The following is an 18,401-nucleotide window of genomic DNA, read 5'->3' as shown; positions in this document are numbered from 1 at the left end:
GCTGTGGCCACATTGCCACTTGGCCCTCAGTCGCGCTCATCCCTGCGCCGTCCTCGTAGCACCACCATGCCGAGTCACCCGGGGACGAAGACTGACGCGGACTGCCCCGTGAATCAGCGACCGTTCGGTCGATTTTCCTGCCCACAGGTATGCTTCTCCCGGCTGCAAGCGGGAAAGCTGTTCCGGCCGAAGGGTATCAAGGGAAGCGTTGGCCTTCTGGATGTGCTTCAGCCAGGCGGGTGAAGTCATCTTGTGCATGATGACGACATCGGAGAGCTCGATCAGGGACGTGGGGACCGATAGTGGATCTTGGCTGGCCACAAGGATGCTCATCCCTTTGTGACGCATCTCGCGGACGGACTCGACGAGTACACCGACGAGTTCCGGGCTGCCGATGTACTTGTGAGCTTCATCGAATACGACGAGCTTGTTGAAGTGTCCACCGCCATCGGTGGCCTGAGCGAAAAGTTGCATGAGGACGACGAAAAGTCCCAGGCTCTCGTCCTTCTCGATGAGTTCATCGCGGAGATCTACGATGATGAGCCGTCCCGGCCGCACGTAATCGGAGATACGTACGGAGTCGTCGATATAGGGCTCGGCAAGGTCGAGGCGCTGCCGGACAAGCTCTTTCATGTTGTCGGCCATGGCCGATGAGTCGACCGCGGTTCGGATCGTGCCGAGAGTCAGATCAGAACGGTTGGCTCGGAATATCTGAGTGAGCTGTCGGAGGTACATCGACTGGTTACCGACCGCGCCGAGCAGGAACTTCCAGTGGTTGATCTGCAATTCGCCCGAACCGAAAAGTAGCGGCTGGACATCGATGCCGGGGAATTCGCGCCGACGCGCCTCGAGTTGATCCCCGGGTGTCAACAGCAGGACATCATCCAGCGCTGCCGGTTCGGCACCGTAACGCTCCCGCAACCTAGCAATCTGACCGTCGTGATCGTTGGCGGAAATCATCGAGGTGAATTCGGGCGCGTAGTCCTGAGTGCTGCTGTAGTGGAAGACGATTGTCGCAAGCGGGTGTGGAAGGTGATTGATTCCCGGCGCGGGCAGAGTCGCACCTTCGATGACGGAGCCGAGAGTGTAACTCTTGCCGCCTCCTTGGACGCCGAACAGGCTGATCGTGTGTGTTTCGTTCAGATCCAGGGCGGTCTTTCGGCCGCCGGGCACGTCGCCCAGCAACGCCCATTGCGGCGTGTTGCTTACTACACCGACGAAGATGTCGGGTGTGGGTACTGGATCCGCCGCAATGGGCACGTCGGCGCTGTCCACATCCGACGAATCGACGTCGCCAGTTTTGGCCACTTCTGGCTCTGGCTCTGGCTCTGGCTCAGGCTCTTTCACATTGAATACTGCCGGTCCGGTATCTGGATACCCAGGTTGCGCCGACGGTTCCGCGGCGGGCGCGACCAGCTGGGAAGACGGTGCCGATTCTGGTTCGTCATCCGCGAGGGGATCGACAGTTGGTGCGCGGAAGGCTGCGCCGCTACGGCGTGTTCGGGTCAGCTCCGGGATGGTGATCGAGTGGGGTTCGGTCGCATCGCCAGGTCGTTTCGGCTCGGTGGGCACAGACCTGAGCAGTTCATCGATTTCGTCGCGGCCGATGTGATGGAATTCGATGCCACCGATCTCTTCTGGATCGCTGCTGCGACCGGACAGCTCGAAGATGAGCCCCGCACGCTCGAACCTCAGGGTGAACCCGTCGTCGAGTGTTTCCAGCAGGTGCCGGGCGTGATCGGAGACCGAGCGATCGATCATGCGATAGCGCTCGGCCCGCTCCAGGTAGAACCGAAGCAGGGCGGCCAGTTCCAGGTTTTTCACGGTCCGGTCTACTCGGTCGGGATCGGTGAGACCGGGGTCGAATTGTTCTCGGAGCACTTTTTCGGAGGTGGCGATTTGTTCGGCGATCTGGCTCTGCAATCGCTCGTACGCGACGGGGTCCGGGATGGTCGAATAGGCCTTGACCTCGACGAGCCGGCAGGTGATCGTGCGGCTGCGTGCATCGAAGCTGAACAAGGCAAGGTCGGTTCGCCGCAACGAGCGCGCCGCGGACGCTGCGCGGCGGGTCTCGGCATACAGCTCGTGATGTGCGTCCAGCGGGACAACGATCTGGTCGCCCAGCACCCGTTGGCCTTCCAGGTAGATGCGCGCCAACGCGAGCCCGAGCACTTCGGAACGCTGATTGCGTACTGCGGAGGCCAATTTGAAGGCCAGGGTCCCCGACAGCAACCGCAGCTGTTCGAAGAACGTCTGCAGATGCCGGTCGTCGACAGTGATCCCGTGGTCACCGACTACCGGGGCGAGCAGGCTACGGAGTTCGTCGACCTTGCGCGAGCTCACCAGCACCTGTCGGCCGAGTCCGGTTCGGCCCGCCACGTAGTCGATGACGTAGTCATTGGATCCGCGATCATCGGCGCGATCGAAATACTCCAGGCCGAGGGTCCGGTCGACGACGATGACCCAGTCGCTGGTGTCGTGCGCCTGGTGCAGCAGCGACCGCTGCACCGCGTCCAGGGTCAGCGTCGTCGTGGGTACCCGGTCGAACACTTTCGTTGCGACGGCGGCGGCTGACACCGCCAGGTCATGGGGTAGCCCGGTCAGGAGTTCGCCCGCGTGTTCGGTCCTGCGGACAGACGAAGCGAACAACGGCGTCTTTCGCCAGGTCACTCCTGCTCCCTCGTCATCGACGTGGAACACAGTGGTCGCCTGCTGGAGGAGCCCGTGTACCGGTGCTTGCGCAATGTGGTTCAGGCGCGTCGTATCGTGCTCTTCTCCGGTGAAGGCGTCGATGAGGATCGTCAGGTGTGCCTCGAATTGTTCGGGATGATTCTCGAACTCCGTCAGTGAACGCACCGAATAGGCCAGCTTGGGCACGCCGTGGGCCTGACGTGCCCCGAAGGCTTCGGCCTCGGCGCTGTTGAATCGGTTGTCCGAGCGGGTGATCTCGGCTAGTTCGTCGCCGACGCCGGGCATCTCCGTCTGTTCGGTGCACAGGCGCAGGTCGTAGTTGAGGTGCTTGGTGTCGGCGCGTCGTTGCAGGTCGAGCAGGATTTCGACGATCAGGGCGGCATCGCCCGGGTTGACGATATTGATGACAAGCGTTCGCACGTAAGGGTGCTGGCGTACGTATCGCTCGACCCGCTCCGCCAGAATCTTGCTGGTCTGGTCGGCACCGGCTCCCCGTGCGGCGGCCGGAATGCCGAGCACATCGGCGATCTTGCCGACGAGTCCATGGGAGTCCTCGACTCCACTGGGAGCGTACGCCGCCCAGAACGGCGTCAAGTTGCCGACCGTAGCCAACAGTCGGCCATCTTGGCGCGGTACCGCGAACGGGAATCCGAGTGGGTCCAGCCGCTCGAAAAACGAGGACCGCGCGTTCGCCGCGGCTGCTGTCGGGCGACGGTTCAGATCGGACCGCCACTGTGCGCCGAGGGCAGCCCACTCCGCGAGCCACAACAACCGCAGGGGATGGGTCGGGCCGACCAGGAGTAGCCGATGCAGTGCTCCCAACCCGTCGATGTATGTCACGGCCAGCGCATCGAGTTGTTGCAGCCCAGCCAGCGCACGCAGCGCCACGGCGTTCTTGGTGGAACCGGTGGTGTGTGCATACGCCGCTTGTGCGTTCAGCGTCTGTTGGAAGACTGCCGCGTACTCCGTGATCTGTGTGCGCAAGGTGGCCAGGTCGGCGGTTTCGACAACCTCGCCGGGGTGGTCGTCATCGACAGTACCGAGAATATCGGCGAAGAGTCTGCCGCGGGTCGAGAGCAGCACGCCGAAGGCCCGCTCGGCTTCCGGCCCGAGCCCGGCTACCCACTCGACCCCGTCACGTCGCGGCTCGGGCAGCGAACCATCCTGGTTGATCGGTACCTGCCACAACCCGATTTCCGCCGGTGCCAGCAGGGTCTTGCGCTCGATGTCGGTCAACCGCTCCGAAAGACGCACTTCGATATTGCCGGCGCCTTCAAGGCGCGCACTGGCAGAAACATGGAGGCCGCCTTTCGCAGGTGTCGACCAGGCGGTCTCTCCCGGTAACAGGTCACGCGCGGACTTACCTTCGACGCATCGGTCGAAGGCGATGTGTTCCACTGCGTGCAACACACTTTCGTAGCGGGCTGCCTTGTTTTCCGGCGGTTCCTCGTCTTCGTCGGCCCGAACGACGAAGAATGCCGCACTGCGACCGGTTCCCGACTTGACCACCACGGGTCGGTCGGTGTCGGCGATCGGAGAGACCGCCAGCACGTGCCAACCCTCGTCGAGTTCGGCCTTATGCAGGTTCCGCACAGTCGCTTTGTAGTCGCTCTTCGGCTTCGCGCCGGCAGTGACTGAGACCGCGCGCCCGGTGGGGCCGCCGTCCTCGGACACGATCTCGGCGCGGAGCTTCAACAGCCCGTCGGTCGGAGTCAGTGGGGTGTCGACCGTGAACTTGGCGGTGAGGTTCTTCGTACCGTTGGCGCCGGCAATCAAATATGGCTGGCCTGCCAAGGATTTCAGCGCGGGATACCGCGCGAGGTGTTCGGCGTGATCGCCGGCCCTGGGCAACTCCAGGGTGTGTATGTCGATGCCGATGGCGGTTTCGCGGCTGCGGGGAGCGGGCCACTTGTCGAAGGTGAGTTCCCTGTTCTCTCGATCGGTGATGACCCGCCGGGTCCAGGTGTTGCGGTCTTCGAGTCCGATCCGCCCGGCGAATCCGGCGAGTTTCGCGATGAAGGCGGAGTCGGACACTCCGAGGCCGAGAACGCGTTGGCGTTCGTCGAGTTCGATGCGGCTGAGCTCGTCGACATGTGTTCGGTTCTGGCTGACCCGGCTGGCCACATCGGCGCCGGTGGTGAACATTCCGAGGTCCGGTACCAGTCCGAATTGGTAGACGGCCGCGCCGGCGGCGTCCGACTCGTAGCCATTGGCTGCGATGGTCAGTAGGTAGTGGGCCCAGGCCCGGTCATCGCCGCGACTGTCGTTCTTCTGCGCAAGTGTCTCGCGTAGCTGCTCGATACCGTCACGCAAGGCGGCCGGTACCTTGGCCAGCAGTTCGTCGCGCAGCATCCGATAGGCATCGCCGACGCCGACCTCTTCGAACGTTGCGACTCCGAAGGAGTCTTCAGCGCTGGCCCGCAGACCTGGTGGCACGAAAACCAAAAGGGGACCGGATGTTTCCTCGACCGGGCGGTTGCGCAGTTCGACCAGTTTGGTACTGCTGACCAACGATCCGGTGGTGTCCGTACGGACCTGCTCGTCGGTGGAAAGCAGGCACACGGTGGTCCCCGGGAGCGTAGCCGTACGGAGCCGTTGTACTAGGCAAGATGCGAGATCGGTATCGAGTTCGGTGACCCGCATGCAGTGGCCCGCTTGCCGGGTGGACAGCAAGCTCAGCAGGTGCGGCACCAGCACGTCCTCCAACGCGCTGCGCACATCGGCGGGGGTGGGTTCGATCAGCCCAACCGTTGCTCCGGTCATCGGGGACTCCTCTCGGCCCTATCTCCGTCCGCGCCGATGGTGAAGCGCGGCGTAATGGTCTGGGTCAGATACGCGTCGGACAGGTCGCGGTAGTAGCCGATCTCCCGGAGACGGTCGATGAATGCCGCGGAGTTCGCTCGCAAGGCCGCCTGGTCGGGCACATCGGCGCCGGCGAATCCGTCCTCGCCAGGGAGACGGTCGATGTGCAGCCCGTACCGGACCCGCAGCAGCTCCAGCACCTCATCGACCCGCCGCGGCCGGGTACGCATGCGTCCCGTTGTCTCGTCCTGATCCACGAGCGATACCTGCAGGAGCACTTCCAGCAGCCGTGAGTCGAGCACGAACCGCCGCGCACCGGCTTTCGGCTGGGCGACCATCTGGCCGGGACGATTCTTCATCAGGAGCGAGTCCAGGCACTCGACCAGATACTTTCGCTGGAAAGCACTGCGATAGTGCATGATCAGCTCCAGATAGGTCTCGAACCGGTTCAGGCCGAGATCCACAATGGTCTGCAACTCCGGTGCCAGCGGTTCCTCTTCGTCGTCAAGGATGCGGCGTACCCGCATGTCGAAGAACGCCTCGCGGTCCTTCTTGTGCTTATCGGCCAAGAGCGCGATCACGTCGGCCGCCGAGAGATCGCCTCGGCCCCCCGTCTTGGGCAGCTTCCCGTGTTTGACCAGGTCTCCGGCGAAATCGATCAGCTTTTGGACAGCGAAGGTACCCCGAACGAACTGCGGCAGGCGGCCGTACCAGATCCCGGCACTCTTGGCGGCATATGGGGCGGGCGCACCGTTGTCGACCCCGACCATATCGACGAAAAGATGCACCGCATACGGACAACTCTCCCCCGGTCGGTGGCCACGGGTGCAGGACGCGTCCACAACGCCGCCGCGCACGGCCGCCGGAACCAATTTGATCATTCGCAGGTGGTAGAGCGCGAGATGGAAGGAGAGCAGAATCTTGAGATGTTCGACCAGCACGGTGCGCGGCATGTAGTCGCGGTGGAGCAGCAGACGGAGCACATCATCGGCCATGAACTCGGCGGGCTGCTTACAAAAGGGCACCAGTGGTTTGCGCGTCGAACCATCGGGCCGGTCCTGGGCTTTCCTCTCGGTCATCGACACCATGCTCAGCAGCGCCTGCGACTCGACATCGATATCAGGACCGGGAATCACTGTCCCGTCGGCCCCGATGTCGGAGAAGAAGAAATCCTTGAGCGCCTGGACGGCCAGCGGCTTGACCGCCAACATCTCGTAGAGGTGTTCATCCGCACCGTAAGGGCGGGAGTGGCGACTGTTGCGCAGGCGATACGCGAAGCCGTGCAGGGGCCGAGGCCCGGCAACCGCCTCAGTAACCCGGCCGCGGCTCACCAAGTCGAGCAGGTGCGTACCGACCCACCGACGGCTGATGTCCTCGTTATCGGCGAACCCTTCGAACGGCGCGGCCGGATCCACCAGAAGCGAGAGATAGTCGTCGACTGTGAGATCGACAGCCCGGCTCATCCGGCTGGGTACCCCGTTGTGCCACAGTCTGGCGAGGAAGGCCGTGAGAACTCGGTCCATGGCGAGACTCTTGTAGTCGATCCGGCTGATCGCGTCGCACCGGAAGGCTCGATCCTTACTGTCTAGCGCCATTCCGACTCCTCGGTCTCCGGTACCGCCGCACTCTGCGAGGCCAGGTGCAGGATTCCGTCGTCGGTTCGACGCACTGTATGCATCAACGCACCATCGACGGTGAGCAACACCTCCTGATAGGGCACAGCTGCGAGTTGGTTCTTGAACACGGTCAGGGCTAGGGCGTAGCCCTGATTGTCATCGACACTCGCACGGTAACCGCGCCGGAATCGCTTGAGCAGTTCGAAAAGGTCCAATCCGATGCGTAATTCCGCTGGCACGGCCCCCGCACGGTTGGGGTCCGTATAGGTCAGCCGTAGCGCGCTCGGCCTGGTCTCCAGGTACTGATGTGTGTAGGTGCCTACTCTTCCCACTACGAAACCGTCCTTGGGGAAACGACGGAAGCTGCGCACCGTGCCACCGATGACCTCACGGACCCGGATCACCAATCCGCCATCGGCGACTTCGGGCGAGACCACGCCCTCACTGCGGTTCAACGCTCGCAACATGTCCTCGACCAGCGGCGGGGTCTCGTCGAGATGTTCCAAGAAGCTGCGGACCGAGGCATACGGCAGCATCTTCGTCGCCGCATCGGGATCACGCATTTCGAAGTACATCAAACGCCGGGCCATGGCCACGTAATCGGTTGTCCCGATCGTGTTGGCAGTGTCCCCGTCGAGCTGAGCGTAGACCTCGGCGAGGAGGGCACGGTCGGGGGTGCGGCGATCACCCGGAGTAATCAGCTGGTGCTCCATCAACCCTTCGGCGGCCAACCTCCGATCCATAACGGGCTGGGGAACTGCGGCAACGTCGACCTCCCGCAACTGCAGCAGCAGCCGGTCCCGCTCGATCTCGGCGGCACCACCACGGTATGCGTTGAAGTAGTGTGCCCCCAGAACCTCAGCTGCGTCCGACCTCCGATAGAACTCGTGGATTTCGCTGCAGTCACGTCCCGAGGTGATCGTGTAGGCAAGCGCCGAACGCAGGTCCCGAAGAGTGATGTGCAGCCGCCCCCGCAACTGGGCGATCTCGTAGATCCGGCGTAGGCGACCGCGAACCTGCGCACCGATCACCGGGTTGGCGACGGTCATCGCATTGCGCCGCGCATAGCAGGAGTCGATGAGCGCGCATCCGGAACATGCTTCCCAGAAGTCCGGACTGCTGATCTGTGTCAGCATCTGCTCCAGGATGGAATCTGTATCGTCATCGTCACCGGAACCTTTCCCGGGCCGGACGGTGACATCGCGAAGGTTGAGGTTGATCACGGCAACCGCCCCGGGTCTTTGTTCGCCGCGAAGACCCTCCTCGACCGCAGCGGCGAGCGCTCCGAATCGCCGACTGTGATGAGACAAGAAGTCGATCAGGCGGCCCTCGTTGACCGCGATCAGCCGCGTCTCACCGGCCAAGGCGCCGATGTCGTCGGCACCCTGGAAGGGGGCGAAGAAATCAGTGAGGACTTCGTCACTGACCGTGCCTTCTTCATCCTGGCTGCCATCGTAATTGGTCCGGAAACGACGGCCCCGCAACTCGAACTCCGCACCGTTCGGACGCTCCGCGGCGAAAACCGCGCCCTCGGCGCGTGCGTCCGCGGTGAGCCGCTCCAGAAAGGCGGTCTTGCCGTCCCCGGCGTTGCCCGTGACAATCACCAGCGAATGCGTGCCGTCCAGCACCGCCGGCGCGAGAGCAGTGTCGAGAGCGGTCGGCACATACACTTGATAATCATGGGCATCCATACCCCGGGTGCCGCGGTTGCTGCGCCTGCTCTGGCTGTAGAAGGTCTGCAGTCGGGCAACGAACGGGTTCTCCCTCGCCGCCGACTGTTCCGATCCCGCGATCTCTGATATCGCAGCCACGGCATTGCTACTCACCCGCGCTTCGGCAATGGCCGTGCCCGTCGATTCGATGACGGTAGAAGCCGTTACCGCCGGGAAATCCGCGGCAACGAGCGCGGCAAGGAACTCCTCGGCGCTGACGAACCGTTCACCGCGTTCAGGAGCGATCGCTCGCAGGATCGTCTTGATCAGTTTCGCTGGCGCCTCCTCCGGCAATGCGAACCGGATGCGCGGGTCTTCGGCCGGCATCCCAGGTGGAGGAGTACTCGTCTGCCAGGGATACGCACCGGTCAACGCCTCGTACAGGGTGATCCCGAGCGCATACAGATCCCGGTCGACGAAGCCGGCACCCGTGGCAGGAACCTGGTCGATGTCGGGCGGGGTGTAGCGGGGAGTATTGGAAGTGTGGCCCTGGGTGGACTCAGGGGTCTTGGCGATGCCGAAGTCCAGAATCCGTACGCCATCCTCGGTCCATAGCAGGTTGCCCGGTTTGATATCGCAGTGCCACACATCCCGAGCGTGGATGTGTGCCAGCCCCGCTGCCACGTCGCGGCCGATACGGAGAACGTCCGAGACTGTCAGTGTGCCACTGCGGATTACCTCGCCGAGATCCTTGCCTTCGACGTACTCGAAGACCAGATACGGGTGCGAGTCCGGTGGCGGCAGCTGGTCGACGTCGACCATCTCGACCACATTCGGGTGGCTCGCATCGCACAGCCGCTCCATGACCTTGTACTCACGACGCGCCTGCTCACGAGGATTGGCCGGGTCGCTCAGAATAAGCTTCACCACCCGGTCGATATTGCGCATCGAGTCATAGACCCGGTAGGCGACACCGGACGCCCCTGGCTTACCCAGCCTGGCCTTCACCAGATACTTCGTGCCCAGCAGATGGTCACGCTCGAGGTGCCGCCAGAATTCCGGATCGCGTCGCGGATCCGGGTCGGCGGCCCGGCCCGCGTTCGGTCCCGGCTCGGAAATGCTTCCGCTGTCACTGTTTCCGATGCGGCGTTTCGGCCGACGCACCTCCCCGATCGCCAACTGCAGCCGGCGTAAAGCTTCCTTGGCATCCGGCCGGTCTTCCGGATTCGCCGCGCAGAGCAGCGCCAGCCAATGCTGCAGTTCCGGCGGCACATCGGCTTGCACCAGATCGTGCTCGGGCAGAATCCCCCGTGCCCGAACCTGACCGGTCATCGACCTGAACGGCAGATGTCCGGTGAAGAGTTCGAATCCGATCACGCCGACGGCGTAGATATCGGACTTCGCACCCATCTTCGCCAGGTCCTCAATCGCCTCGGGAGCCAAGTAGGTGCTATCGGCGTGAGCATGCGCCTCGTACGCCACGGTGTGCGACCGTGGCTGAGCCGTTTTTGCGTAGTCGAAGCCGGTAATCATGGCACGTCCGTCGTTGGTGAGCACGATCGTGGCAGGACTGAGGGCACGGTGCACGAGCCGCCGGGACTGGATGAGCGCTAGACCCGCGAGTACCTGCTGCAAGATCGCCAACTTGCGGTCGAAGGTCAACGGCTCGGCGGCAGCCGAGCCCAGATGCACCCGCAAGGCCGAACCCGGCACATCGTCGTAGACCGTCACATAGCCGCGGTCCTCCAGGTCGGGAAAGAAGTCGCGCACACCGACTATGGCGGGATGCGCCGGAAGCTTACCGAGCGCCTCGTAGGCGACACCGATCTGCTTCTGCTGCTTCTCGCGCTCCCTCGTCTCGGCGTATAGGTCCGCCTGACGGACCACCAGACGCACAGTACCGGAGCCCTGAACAGTATTGGCGTTCTTCGCACGGTACTCGGCCACCACGTCGACGCCCGGGGCATGCTGAGTCTCGCTGAGAGCTTCCAGAACCTGCCAGTTACCGAACAGCAGCGGCCCCGACGGCGCCCTACCCACCCCTTCGATCGCTTGCACGATCTTGTTGTGATGGCGGCTGATATCAGCATCGACCGCATACGCGCCGGTCGGTACTCGGGAAGTGTCGGAGAGCAGCGGGATCAGATGTGCGAGATTCACCGTCGCTCCGGCGTCTCGTTGCGGGGAGTTGTGGTCGACCAGCCGTGCGTCCTGTACCGGAAGTACGACAGCCACACCGACGAACACCCGGGTCAGTTCGGGAAAACTATTCTCCAGCAGAGCTTTTACACGTTTGGCGTTCTCCCGCAGCTTCGGCAACGGCGTGTGGAACGGCTGACGGCCGGCGGGCATCCACCTGCTGCCATGGACATCGATCCGGCCGAACGTGCCCTTCACATCAATGACGTAGACCTTGTGCCCGGTCACGACTGCGATGTCGACCTCGAACAGGTTGCCCCGGGCATCGGACACCTCGAAGTTGTGCAGGACCGTCCAGTCGTCGGGCCCGTGATCGCGCAGGTAGGCGATCACTCGCCGCTCGGCATCGTTCGCAGGTTCCCCGATCCGGACGATCCGCGCCATCAGACCTCCGCCCCCTCAATCGCTTTCGTCAACAAGTCCAGCGCTTCATCTTCTAGCACATCCGCGCGGTCACGGTCGCGGAATGCTCGACGAACGGCCTCCGCGATGCGGTGTCGATCCTCAGACCGGGCAGTCGGTACGGGAATGGCGCTTCGCAAACCTTCATGAATGTCCTGCTGCTTACCACCGGTGCTCATTGAACGGAAGAGCCGAAACACAGGCTCCGAACGAAGGAACGCAAACAGGTAGGCGCCCGGAACCTCAGAGTCACCGCTCTGAATCCGGAGAAAATGCTCCGAGTAAGCATAGTCAAGCCATGACCCCGTGGCCAGAATGGCGCGACAGTAAACTTCGCGTTCACCGAGCGTCCCCTGAGATGCAACAAGTACTGTCTCGTCCTTTGCGAAAACCTCTGCAGGCAAAGACCCCCGACTAATGAGCCGCCCTTCCGGACGTGACCAAAATGCTTGGCGCTGGCCGATCAAGGAGGCGCCGTATTCCTCGTCGGCATCGATCCGCTTGAACCGGACGCCACGACTGAGTACGCCTTTCTCGCAAATTTCTCCTAGCACGCGATGCTCCACCGATTTAAGTTTCTGGAGCAAACTCTTTGCGCGCGGCGAGAAATTCAGCGCCCGCAGGGTCGAGGAAGAAACGCCCTTGACGACGAACCCCCTGTCGGACTCCTGTTCATGCCAGCGGTAGTCGATGAGCTCGGGCAGACCGACACTGCGGAAGAAGTCTTCGGTGGCGGTGTTCAGGCCAGCCTGGAAAGCGGCACGAAGGTGAGCGGCTTCCTCTACAAGGCTATGGATGCGTTGCTCCAGATCGGCGTCGAAGCGAGGCACCGGCAGGTCGGCGAGGTGGTCGGGCTCGATGTGCTGAATGATCGCCCCGTAGGCCGAGGAGACGATCATCGGAATTCCGAAGCGACTGCGCAGGAAGGTGTACAGGTAGCCCGACGGGATCTTTTTCGGATCGGCTTGCACCTTCATCACGTCCTGCGAGGACCAGAATCCGGCCATATCGGGCCGGACATAGCCCATGCGGCCGATGGTTCCCGAACAGGAGATCAGCGACATCCCCGGCTGAACCTTGAGATAGGCGAGTTTCGTAGCAATGTCTCGACTCAAGCGTGGCAGGTAGCTGAAATCGGCCTCAAGCATATCGGTACTACCCAGGAACGGGACACTGTGCTCCGGATCGTTCAGGTAGATCCGGCTGAACTTCGGACCGTTGAAGATCCCCCCGCCATGTCCGGTCGTGATGCTGTCAAGCCGCACGGCGTTCGGCAACGCCTCAAGCCGCTTACGAGCCTCCAGCGCACCTGATAAGTACGGGGCTGGGTCCAGGCGACAGCCCTGCTCGAAGAACCAGTCGACCTTGACCGGGTTATCGAGACTTGAGACCTTCATGCCCTCGCTCCCTCGGCCGCACGCGGATCGAAGCCGGGGATCGGATGGTTTCTCCGGAATTCCCTGTACTTGTCTGCAATCAGCGGCAGGTCGTCGTTGACGACGGGGCGGCTCCGCTTCACCACACGGGTGCGGGGGATGCTGGAGATAGTGATGTACTCGGTCTCCTCGAAGGTCTCCATAATGACATCACCGTTGGGAGCGCGCTTGTAGAGTTCGTTGCCGCGGCGATCGATGCCAACCTTCTCCGCGACCGCCATGAAGACGGGGTAGGAAATCACATCGCCGAGTTCTTCGGCGGTCTTCTCCTCGTCGGTCTTGCGCTTGAGAAAAAGCAGCGTGGTGAGGATATTGACATTGGCATCGACGATGAACGTCTCCACCGGCAGCTCGATGCTCGCCAGCACCCAGCACTCCCGCAGGATATAGCGGCGGATGCCCTCGTCAGCGGGGCCGGGATTGGAGAGAATGCCGTTCGGCAGAACGATTCCGAGCCGGCCGCCGGGTTTGATCCACTCGATGGCTCGCTGCACGAACAGCTGCTCGGGTGCAAGAGCCCCAGGTAGGTTGGCGCTCTCCCGCAGTTCGCCGGTCTCCTTGTCGCGTGACCACGACTTCGCCACGCCTTCGCGGAAGTCGCCGAGCACCGACTCGTCGCTGACCGGGATATCGGCGCCGAACGGCGGGTTGGTCAGCAGCACATCGACCGCCCCCGGCGCTGCGCCCTTCGCCAGCGGGATCCGTTTACTCGCTTCCGCGACACCAGACAGATGGCCCCGTGGGAAAGCGAGCGAATCCATGTGGAAGACGTTGCCCGGGGTGTCGGCCAAGGTCATGATGTTCATCGAGGTGGCCCGCACCAAGAACGGATCGAAGTCGGCGCCGAAAAGATGCTGATCGGCGTAAGCGCGCAGCCGGTCACGGTAGCGCTCACTCTGCTCGGGCGAATCAGGAAGGCCCTGGGTACCGTCCTTCGCCTGCATCTTGTGGTGCAGATGAGTCAGGGTCGCGTGGAGGAACCCGCCTGTACCGCACGTGGGGTCGAGGACGGTCTCATCTTCCTGCGGGTCGAGAATCTCGATCATCAGCTTCACGGCACGACGGGGGGTGAAGTACTGCCCGCGATCGCCGCGCAGGTTGGTGCCGACCAGCTCCTGGTAGGCCAGCCCCTTGGCGTCGATATCAGTGCGGCCCAGGTCATAGGACGCCAGTTCGCTGACGATGAAGGCCAGCGCTCGATCCGAGAGGGTGATCTGGTCGCGGTCGGTGAACAGCCCGGACCCGGTGTACTGCTGTTTGACATCGGCGAAAAGGTCGAGGATCCGAACCCGGATCGCTGCCCGGCCCGCCTCGTCGTACGGCTCCGTCATGCTCGTGTAGAAGCGGCGTGGGCTGCCGTCACGGACGGCGCGCTCGTCGTACATTTTCGCGAATAGCAGGTAGAGGAACTGCCAGAACGCCGCATCCTTCGGCATGCCCTCGTTGCCGTGGATGTAGTTGTGGCAGCGCCGGAAGGTGACCTTGAGCATCTCCGGCTCGGCGCGACGCAGCTGCTGCGCGGAGACGACCTGCCCGGAACCGACGGTGCCGTCGGCCAGCGGCCAGTCGGCCCGCTGATGGTAGGTAGCCCCGAAGCGCCCTGACTCCTTCTCGATGAAGAAGAAATCCAGGTTGTCGGTCCACATGCCGTGGCGCCGCTCCGGGAAGTTCTCGGCGCCCAGCAGCGCCTCGAGTTCGGCCTGCTCGGTCTTCATCTGGTCCAGATCACGCAGCTTGACGACATTCTTACCGCGCTTGGGTTCCTGCTTGCACACGACCACGCGACGCAGGTTGGCCTCGGTGTGTCCGCAGCCGGGAGCGAAGACGGCGATATCGACCTTCTTGTTCCTGGTCTTGCCGTCCACGCCGACCTTGACCGGAAAGTCGCGCGCCATATCCTCCGGGGCGATCTGATATTCGTGGAAGAGCACCCGCAAGATCCGCTGCCGCACTCGCTCCTTACCGTTGTCCTTCACCGGCTCGTTGGTGAGGAAGTCAATGAGGTAGCCCTCGTCGAGGTGCTGCACCAGCGGGCCGGAATCGATCTCGGTCTGCGCCGTCTGTGTGCCTGGGGCAGCATGGGTTGCGGAGTCGGTCACTTCCACCTTCTCATCGAGCAGGGACAGGACAGCCGTGTGTACGTCGGCCGCGGCCCGTAACCTATAGACTAGGTCCGACAAGATCGGGTCTCCGGCCCGCCGTGCCGACGGCCCATCATATGCATGGTCTGTATCCCACCACCCGGCGGTAGGGAGCTCGCTTCGTCAGGAACTCCGATACATGGTGTGGGCGCTGACCCCGGGTGATGGACACGCTTGAGCTTGGTCTCAGACCAGGGAAAGCGAGAAGATTCACCCGATATCCAACAATCACTACACCGACGGGTTCCGCCGCGACGCGGCCGCGCTCTACCGCGAAACCGCAGACGCGACCGTGGTCGGGATCGCCACCGACCTCGGCATTTTCCCACGGCTCGCTGACCGCGTGGCTCAAAAGGCCAGTGTCCTGATCCGGCAACCCCGATCCGGTGCCCGAGCCCATCAGACAGGAGGCTCCCGAGCAAGAAGCCGCCCGCCTGCGGGCAGAGCTCGCCCAGGTCAAGGTTGAGAAAGCCAAGCTCGAGACCGAGCGTGACATCCTGCGATCGGCGGCCAAATATTTCGCCGGGGAGACGCGCTGGTGACCCGCCTCCAGTTCGTCGCCGACCACTCACACACCTTCGAGGTGAAGCGGTTATGCCAGGTCATCGAGGTCGCCCGTTCGTGGTACTACGCCTGGATCAGTGCCGCCGACATACGCGCAGCCCGCGCCATTGCCGATGCCGACCTCGCCACCCAGATCAGGGCGCTCCACGACGCCGACAACACCTGCGGACGGCCTCGGATCACCGCCGAGCTCAACCACGGGTGCACCCGCCGGAGCGCGGGTCAACCACAAACGCGTCGCACGGATCATGCGCGAGAACAACATCGAGGGTTTGCGGCTACGACGCCGGCACCGAACTACCGTGCCCGACCCTGCCGACATCCCAGCCCAAGACCTGGGCCCGCCGGGATTTCACCGCGTCAGCACCGAACACGAAATACGTGGGTGACATCACCTACCGGCCCTGCGAAGACGGCGAGTTCTTGTGCTTGGCCACGGTGATCGACTGCTTCTCCCGCCGCTGGTCGGCTGGTCGATCGCTGATCACCTGCGCACCGAACTGGTCGAAAACGCGCTCAATGCCGCAGCCGCGACCCGCGGCGGTCTCGCTGGAGCGATCATTCACGATGATCATGGAAGTTAGTACACCGCAAAGGCTTTCGCCGATCTGTGCGCGACGCTTGGTGTCACTCAATCGACAGGCGCGGTAGGCACGAGCGCGGACAATGCTTTCGCGGAATCGTACAACGCGACCCCGAAACGCGAGACGTTGCAAGGCGCGGGCCGGTGGGAATCACCGCGAGCGGCGCGGTTGGCGGTGTTCCGGTGGATCACCCGCTACAACTCTCGGCGAAGGCATTCCTACTGCGGCTACCTCAGCCCCGTCGACTACGAAATCGCCCATGCCCCCGATAGCATGGCTTACGCCGCGTAATCACAAACCCGTGTCTAGTCTCCGGGGTCAAAGTGACCGGTCCCCGTTGACGGGACCACCCGGTCTTTGAGTCCGGGTTGCTTTCGATCCAGTCTCAGTTGATGTCGCAGGCCACTGGATGGTGGGTGTGGCCGCAGCGGGCAGCGTACTCGACCGGGGTGAGGTAGCCCAGCGCCGAATGCCGATGCCGATGGTTGTGTTCGGTCTTGAAGTCGCCGATCACGACCCGGGCTTCGAGCAGGCTCGTCCAGTGGTTGCGGTTGAGGCACTCGGCTCGCAACCGCCGGTTGAACGATTCGATGAACCCGTTGTTCCACGGTGTTCCGGGAGGAATGTATATGATTCCCACACGATCAGCGCAAACCTGTTGCAGCGAATGGGAAATCATCTCCGGCCCATTGTCCATCCGTAGCACCTTCGGCCGTCCACCGCGGGCGGCGAACACACTCTCAAGTTCGGCGACGAGCTTGTCAGCGGTGATCGACCGCTCGACCAGGTGCAGCAGTGATTCGCGGGTGTGTTCATCGATCATCGACGCGATCTTCACCGCCCGGCAGTCGACGGTAGAGTCGAACTGAAATTCCAACGCCCACACCACCTTCGAAGCATCAGCGTCGACCGCGGGCGCCGAGGAACATCCGGCCCGCTTACGCGGGGAATGCGTGCGTACCTGCAAGCCCTCCTCACGCCAGAGCCGGTGCACCTTCTTCTTGTTCACCTCACTGCCCTCGTCGAACCGCAACGCCGCCCACGCACGCCGGAACCCGTGACCTTGGTGTTTGGTGGCATAGGACCGCAGCCAGGCCCGCAAACCGGCATCGGGATCGGACGGAGTCTGCGCAGTCGGCAGCCGCCGGTATGTCGATCGATGAAGCCCAACGACTTTGCACGCCAACCGTTCCGGCATGCTCTTGACCTGTTAAGCATGTCCACGGTGCGGCGCTTGGCCACCGGGCTCAGAATTTCCTTGGCGATCTCCCGCAGCGCGTCCTTCTCCAGCTCGGCATCGGCCAGAAGCCGCTTGAGCCGCGCGTTCTGCTCGCGCAGCTCCTTGAGCTCCTTCGCTGCATCGGTGTCGATACCGCCGTACTGACGGCGCCAGTTGTACATCGTCGCCGCCGACACCCCCAGCTCGGCCGCTGCCTCCTCCCCGGTCTTGCCCGCCGCGATCAGCTCATCGGCACGGCGCAGCTTCCGCACTATCTCCTCCGCGGAATGCCGCTTGCGTCCTGCCATGTCACTCAGTGTCCCTTCCAGCCCTTATCAGGGCCAACAGGACTCTAGTACCAAGTGGTCTCATTCAATGGGGACGGGCCACGACGATTCGGAACTAAGGATGGGTGACAAACTGTCGCGCTGCCTGGTGCGCCGCACCCCGCTCAAGAGAGTGACAGGGCGTAGCGTGCGCCCTACCCTCGTATCGGTAGGCGTTTACCAGGGCGATCGGGGGCATCGTGACGGTAGGAGCTTGGACTGGCATCGAGGTTCGTGCGATTCGGACCGCCGCGCTTCGGCTGACTCAGGCCGAGCTCGCCGATCGTCTCGGCTTCACAGAAGCCGTCGTCCGCAAGTGGGAGAAGCGCGGCGCGACAATCACTCTCACCAATCAGCACGCAGCGGCGATGGATACGCTCCTTCAGCGTCTCGACGCGGAACAACGCAGCAGGTTCGACAGCGCTTGTATCGAAGCTCGGTGCGCGACGACGACTACGGGCATAACGCGCTTCGACCAGCCAGATGCGATAGTTGGTCAGCTTCAAGATCTCTCCGGACTTCGTGGGGACGGCGAGCTCGTAGATGGATTCCGTCTCGCACTCGACGACATCGTCGACCGGTACGAGGCGGAGGGGCCACGTGAGCTCGCTGTCGAGGCCCGAGAGCTTCGGCAGCGCGCCAATCTCCTTCTCCAGCAACGACGTCACCCAGCTCACGTCGAGAGTCTCTACCGGATAGCGTCCCGAATCTCCGGCGTCCTCGCGTATATGGCCGTCAATTGTGGCCGGTTCGGTACTGCGCGGATGTA

The 18,401-nt window shown here is 63.1% G+C and carries 7 protein-coding genes and 1 pseudogene; 1 reads left to right on the top strand and 7 read right to left on the bottom strand.

Translation table 11 applies throughout. From position 1 onward, the window contains the following. Positions 1 to 36: 36 nt before the first annotated feature. Genes ACIO52_RS25710 through ACIO52_RS25690 form a run of 5 tightly spaced genes read right to left on the bottom strand, consistent with a single transcriptional unit; the run spans position 37 to position 14,897 of the window. Positions 37 to 5,454, bottom strand: coding sequence for an ATP-binding protein (locus ACIO52_RS25710; RefSeq protein ID WP_402647404.1), 5,418 nt, complete (start codon positions 5,452 to 5,454; stop codon positions 37 to 39). Further along, positions 5,451 to 7,088 (bottom strand): hypothetical protein, encoded by a 1,638-nt coding sequence (locus tag ACIO52_RS25705; protein ID WP_402647401.1) that lies wholly within the window; start codon positions 7,086 to 7,088, stop codon positions 5,451 to 5,453. Before ACIO52_RS25705 ends, ACIO52_RS25710 begins: the two co-directional genes overlap by 4 nt. Further along, the gene (locus tag ACIO52_RS25700; protein ID WP_402647398.1) at positions 7,079 to 11,344 is read right to left on the bottom strand and encodes a protein kinase; all 4,266 of its coding nucleotides are present in this window, start codon (positions 11,342 to 11,344) and stop codon (positions 7,079 to 7,081) included. The genes ACIO52_RS25705 and ACIO52_RS25700 overlap by 10 nt, the downstream gene beginning before the upstream one ends. Beyond that, positions 11,344 to 12,759 (bottom strand): hypothetical protein, encoded by a 1,416-nt coding sequence (locus tag ACIO52_RS25695; RefSeq protein WP_402647395.1) that lies wholly within the window; start codon positions 12,757 to 12,759, stop codon positions 11,344 to 11,346. The genes ACIO52_RS25700 and ACIO52_RS25695 overlap by 1 nt, the downstream gene beginning before the upstream one ends. After that, positions 12,756 to 14,897, bottom strand: a complete 2,142-nt coding sequence (locus ACIO52_RS25690) for a restriction endonuclease subunit M (protein ID WP_402647392.1) — start codon at positions 14,895 to 14,897, stop codon at positions 12,756 to 12,758. The genes ACIO52_RS25695 and ACIO52_RS25690 overlap by 4 nt, the downstream gene beginning before the upstream one ends. A 259-nt stretch (positions 14,898 to 15,156) precedes the next feature. Here ACIO52_RS25690 and ACIO52_RS25685 point away from each other — a divergent pair. Continuing rightward, a pseudogene (locus ACIO52_RS25685) lies at positions 15,157 to 16,378 on the top strand (IS3 family transposase). 94 nt (positions 16,379 to 16,472) lie between these two features. On the opposite strand, the gene ACIO52_RS25680 reads toward ACIO52_RS25685, so the two are convergent. Together ACIO52_RS25680 and ACIO52_RS25675 are read right to left on the bottom strand one after the other, a co-directional pair. Then, a protein-coding gene (locus ACIO52_RS25680; protein ID WP_402647389.1) for an IS3 family transposase occupies positions 16,473 to 17,614 on the bottom strand; the annotation gives its coding sequence in 2 pieces (ribosomal slippage) (positions 16,473 to 17,299 and positions 17,299 to 17,614; 1,143 coding nt in all). Positions 17,615 to 17,787: 173 nt separating this feature from the next. Continuing rightward, entirely contained in the window at positions 17,788 to 18,309 is a 522-nt protein-coding gene (locus ACIO52_RS25675) for a hypothetical protein (protein ID WP_402647386.1), read from the bottom strand. Positions 18,310 to 18,401: the final 92 nt, after the last annotated feature.

Source organism: Nocardia sp. NPDC087230, from assembly GCF_044744725.1.
GTDB lineage: Bacteria > Actinomycetota > Actinomycetes > Mycobacteriales > Mycobacteriaceae > Nocardia > Nocardia canadensis.
This window is presented reverse-complemented; position numbering and strand designations above follow the sequence as displayed.